Raw genomic sequence first — 4,460 nt, forward strand, 5'->3', positions numbered from 1 at the left:
TAAACGGGTTTCGTGCTGGTGTTGCCCGCTTAAATCGCTTCCCGATCTGCGCAAACTTCGCAAGCACCGGCCTGAACTGTGGGACCAACTTATTGAAATGGATCTGCGCCAGCCTCCTGAAAACCAAGGCTTTAAAGATACGAAATCCGTGCTTGACCTAGAGGCCCGGTTCCGCCAGGAAGACAAGCAACTTGTGCTTTTCCCGCCGGCTCAAGCTCAAGGGCTTCAATATCATAATGGCAGGGTAGGGCAGGGGATATGAAAACCAGCATCTTCAAGACGCCGCGCCGTGGCTGGCTTGGCAACAAACCGCTTGGCGCTGACTACATGCCCGCCGTGAACGAACGCGCCCGCCGTATGAAAGCCGCCGTTCGCGAGCAGGACCAGACCGCCGACAAACGGCAACCGCGCTTACCGGGATTTTGAAAAGATGAAAATGCAAACTGAACTCGGAACTTCTTTGACCGCTGGCCAAGTTGCTGATTACCTGGGCCTCGACGTTAACACCGTCCGCAAGTACTATAGAGAGTTGGGCGGTATTAGAGTCGGCACGGCTTACCGGTTCTTTGAAAGGACTTTAACCGATGCCATATTACGACAAACAGAAAAAGCGATTCGTGGGACAAATCAGAGTGGACGGAAAATACGTCCGGAAATTTTTTCTGACTCAGAAGGAGGCTTACAAGTGGGAGATAGATCAAGCGGAGCGGCCAAAAACGGCGAAAAAAACGATAAATACAATTTGCTTAATTGATTTTCTCACTCAGTATCTCGAGTTTTCAGAGCAAAAGCATTCAAAGAATACCTTCGAAGAGAAGAAGAGGGCGTTCCGGCTGCTTGTAAAATCGATTCCAGCTAAAACGCCAGTTCTTAAAATCACAAAAATGATGATTCTTTCCCATCTCAAAAATCAAGTCGGCACAAGGTCCGGCAACGGGGCCAACAAGGATCGAAAGAATCTTGTCGCCGCCTGGAATTGGGGAATGAAGTACATTGACCGTTTTCCGGTTGGCAATCCTTGCATGGTGGATCGCTTTCCCGAGACTCGGAAGCGTCGATATGTTCCGCCGGAAAAAGATTTTTGGTTGGTGTATGAGCAGGCCGGAAGTGAGCAGGATAGGGCGATGCTTTTGTCATATCTCCATCTTGGAGCCAGACGAAGCGAGGTTTTTACACTTCGTTGGTCTGATGTTGATTTTCCAGGTCAACAAATCCGACTTCATACCAGAAAAAGGCGAGACGGTTCTATCGAATGTGATTGGCTGCCGATTACTGATTCGTTGATGGTGCTTTTGGAGCAGTGGAAAAAATCAGCTTCGCGTGAATGGGTTTTTCCTGATCCGGATACCGGTCAGCCGTACCGTTGTCGCCGGCGATGGATTAAAGGTCTGTGCAAGCGTGCGGGTGTGAAAGAATTTGGCCTTCATGGAATCAGGCATTTAACGGCAAGCATACTCATGCAAGCCGACGTTCCGTTGATCGACATAAAGGATATTCTACGGCACAAGAATATTTCAACGACGGAAAGGTACATTCATCGGCTGAAATCTTTGCGGGGTTCTTTGTCGGTATTGAAAGGGGGATCGATTGCCGTTGAAGGTGGGCAACTCACCGCTAACTCACCCATAAAAAAAGCCTGTTAGCTAAGGTTAGCTAACAGGCTGATTTTATTGGTGACCCCAAGGGGACTCGAACCCCTGTTGCCGGCGTGAGAGGCCAGTGTCCTAGGCCACTAGACGATGGGGCCATATGTCGTTTAGAGTGCGCCATCTTTAAAACATCTCGATGGCTTTGTCAAGCGACTTTCGGTGGGCGGCAACACTAAATGGTCACGATGGACCTATAAATCCTCAGTATTTGCCGACATCGTAATGAGGGTAGAAATTTTGACCTTTATCATCACTTTCCCTGATCATTTCCATGAGTTTTTTTCTTGACTTTCGGCCTTCCGCTATATAAATATCAACCCTGACTGAATGCTGGTTCAGTTTTTTCTGCGTAGGACCGAATCCGGCACATCAGGTCGGCATTTATGTAGGCTAAATGTTCTCACAAGAATAAAACCAGAGAGGGAAAAAATTATGAGTTCAAAATTGGTAGCGCCCCATGGCGGCAAAGGTCTTGTTTGTGCCCTGCTTGAAGGTGCTGAGCGTGAAGCAGAGTTAAAGAAAGCCGCAGGTTTGAAACAGATTGAGATCACCGCTCGCGCCAAAGGCGATCTGATCATGATGGGCATCGGCGGTTTTTCTCCGCTCTCCGGTTTCATGACCAAAGCTGACTGGAAAGGCGTTTGCGAGAATTTCCAGATGGCAGACGGCACCTTCTGGCCGGTGCCGATCACCTTGGACGTTACTGCTGCCGACGCAGCAGGCATCAAAGTAGGTGACGAGATTGCCTTGGTTCGTAAAGGCGAGACATTTGCCACCATGAAGGTCACCGAAAAATTTGAGATGACCGAAGCCGACAAGCGTTGGGAATGCGAGAAAGTATTCAAAGGCGAAGGCGAAGAGTCTGTTGGCGACAAGTTCTGGGAGATCGCACCGAAGGATCATCCTGGCGTCATCATGGTTCTGGCTCAGAAAGACGTTAACTTGGCTGGTCCGGTTAAAGTTCTGTCCGAAGGCGAGTACAAGAAAGAGTACCCGGGCGTATATCTGAAACCCGCTGAGACCCGCGCAATGTTTGACGAGCGTGGTTGGGCCAATGTTGCCGCCCTGCAGCTGCGTAACCCGATGCATCGTTCCCATGAGTACTTGGCCAAGATCGCGGTTGAAGTATGCGACGGCGTTCTGATCCACAGCCTTATCGGCAATCTCAAGCCGGGCGACATCCCAGCCGATGTTCGCATCGAAGCTATCAAGATCCTGATTGACCATTATTTTGTTAAAGAGAACGTCATCAACGCTGGTTACCCGCTTGACATGCGTTACGCTGGTCCTCGCGAAGGCCTGCTCCATGCAACCTTCCGTCAGAACTACGGCGTCAACAACATGCTGATCGGTCGCGATCACGCCGGTGTTGGCGATTTCTACGGTCTATTCGAGGCTCAGCAGATTTTTGATCGCGTTCCCGTCACCGGCGATCCTTCCAAAGACCTGCTTTGCAAGCCGATGAAAATCGACTGGACCTTCTATTGCCACAAGTGCGACGGTATGGCTTCTCTGCGTACCTGCCCGCACACCAAAGAAGACCGCGTCATCCTTTCCGGAACCAAGCTGCGCAAGGCTCTGTCCGACGGCGCTCCGGTTGTTGACCACTTCGGTCGCGAGGAAGTTTTGGTTCGCCTTCGCGCCTACTATGCTGGTCTGACCGAGAAGGTTGAAGTTAAAATGCAGGGTGCTGCTTCCGGCGCTGCAATGTAATACATCTCAGTTTTCTGAGATTCAGCAGGACTAAGGAGATGTCGCCTCGTGCGGCATCTCCTTTTTTATTGAAAATCGTATCCCGCTGCGGTACGGACGGCAGCGTGGGTATTGAACGGCAGTGACGCAAACAGACGGGGAGCGAATAGTGGAGCAGACAATTCAGGTGGGGCTCGGCGAGAGAAGTTATCCTATCACCATCGGCCCTGGGGTGATGGAGCAGATTGGCGCGTTTTTACAAGACGGCGCTGTTGCCAAGCGGTTCGCCATCATCAGCGACGACAATGTGGCGGCCTTGTATGGCGAACGGGTGCAACATACGCTGCGACAGGCCGGGGTTGCCTGCGAATTGATTGTTTTTCCCCATGGCGAGGCCAGTAAGAACTTGTCCACCATCGGCCGGTTGGCAAGTGAACTTGCCGAGCGTGGTTTTGATCGCGGCGACGGCTTGCTTGCTCTAGGAGGCGGCGTAACCGGCGACATCACAGGATTTCTGGCTGCTATTTACATGCGCGGCATTCCCTTTGTGCAGGTTCCGACTTCGTTGCTTGCCCAAGTGGACAGTTCGGTCGGCGGGAAAACCGGCGTTGACATTCCCCAAGGGAAAAATTTGATCGGCGCTTTTTATCAACCCCGCGCTGTTTTTATTGATACAGCGGCGCTGAACACCTTGCCGTCGGAGGAATTTCTCGGCGGCATGGCCGAGGTGATCAAATACGGCGCTTCCATTGACGCTGATTTTTTTGCCTGGCTTGGGCAAAACCGGCAAGCGATTCTTGCCCTTGAACCTGCCGTTATTGCGCCCATGATCCGACGGTGTTGCGAAATGAAGGCTTCGGTGGTCGAACGGGACGAGCGGGAAGGGGGCCTGCGGCGGATTCTTAATTTTGGCCACACCATTGGCCATGCGGTGGAAGCGGCATCGGGGTATCAACTCATCCATGGATTTGCTGTGGCCATTGGCATGCGAGCCGTCGCCGAACTCGCCGTCCGGGGAGGGTATGCTGACGCCGCCGTGGCCGCCGACATCGTCGCGCTCTTGCAAGCCTACGCTCTGCCCACCGCAATCCCGCCCGAGTTTGATCGCGAATCCCTGCG

At 52.1% G+C, this 4,460-nt stretch carries 4 protein-coding genes, 1 tRNA gene and 1 pseudogene; 5 read left to right on the forward strand and 1 reads right to left on the reverse strand.

The annotated features are described in order from the left end of the window. The 3 genes and pseudogenes from RCH93_RS10025 to RCH93_RS10035 all read left to right on the forward strand — a co-directional run. A pseudogene (locus RCH93_RS10025) lies at nt 1–262 on the forward strand (hypothetical protein); the annotation flags it as partial. Continuing rightward, nucleotides 259–426: a hypothetical protein gene (locus RCH93_RS10030; RefSeq protein WP_306548251.1), complete on the forward strand. Its 168-nt coding sequence runs from the start codon at nt 259–261 to the stop codon at nt 424–426. The pseudogene RCH93_RS10025 and the gene RCH93_RS10030, both read left to right, overlap by 4 nt. A gap of 158 nt (nt 427–584) precedes the next feature. After that, nucleotides 585–1,643: a site-specific integrase gene (locus tag RCH93_RS10035; RefSeq protein ID WP_306548253.1), complete on the forward strand. Its 1,059-nt coding sequence runs from the start codon at nt 585–587 to the stop codon at nt 1,641–1,643. Nucleotides 1,644–1,671: 28 nt separating this feature from the next. Here RCH93_RS10035 and RCH93_RS10040 read toward each other — a convergent pair. Next, a tRNA-Glu gene (locus RCH93_RS10040) sits at nt 1,672–1,747 on the reverse strand. A gap of 334 nt (nt 1,748–2,081) precedes the next feature. Here RCH93_RS10040 and sat point away from each other — a divergent pair. Then, complete coding sequence (gene sat, locus RCH93_RS10045) at nt 2,082–3,362, forward strand: sulfate adenylyltransferase (RefSeq protein WP_306548254.1); 1,281 nt, start codon at nt 2,082–2,084, stop codon at nt 3,360–3,362. A 148-nt stretch (nt 3,363–3,510) separates the two neighbouring features. Next, nucleotides 3,511–4,460, forward strand: a 950-nt coding sequence (gene aroB / locus RCH93_RS10050) for a 3-dehydroquinate synthase (protein ID WP_306548255.1), incomplete at its 3' end; no start/stop codon positions are given.

Origin of the sequence: Desulfobulbus sp. (assembly GCF_030824455.1) — a bacterium.
Classification (GTDB): Bacteria; Desulfobacterota; Desulfobulbia; order Desulfobulbales; family Desulfobulbaceae; genus Desulfobulbus.

Coding starts and splice junctions, on each gene's coding strand:
- RCH93_RS10030 (WP_306548251.1), top strand. CDS start 259: ATGAAAACCAGCATCTTCAAGACGCCGCGCCGTGGCTGGCTTGGCAAC.
- RCH93_RS10035 (WP_306548253.1), top strand. CDS start 585: ATGCCATATTACGACAAACAGAAAAAGCGATTCGTGGGACAAATCAGA.
- sat (WP_306548254.1), top strand. CDS start 2,082: ATGAGTTCAAAATTGGTAGCGCCCCATGGCGGCAAAGGTCTTGTTTGT.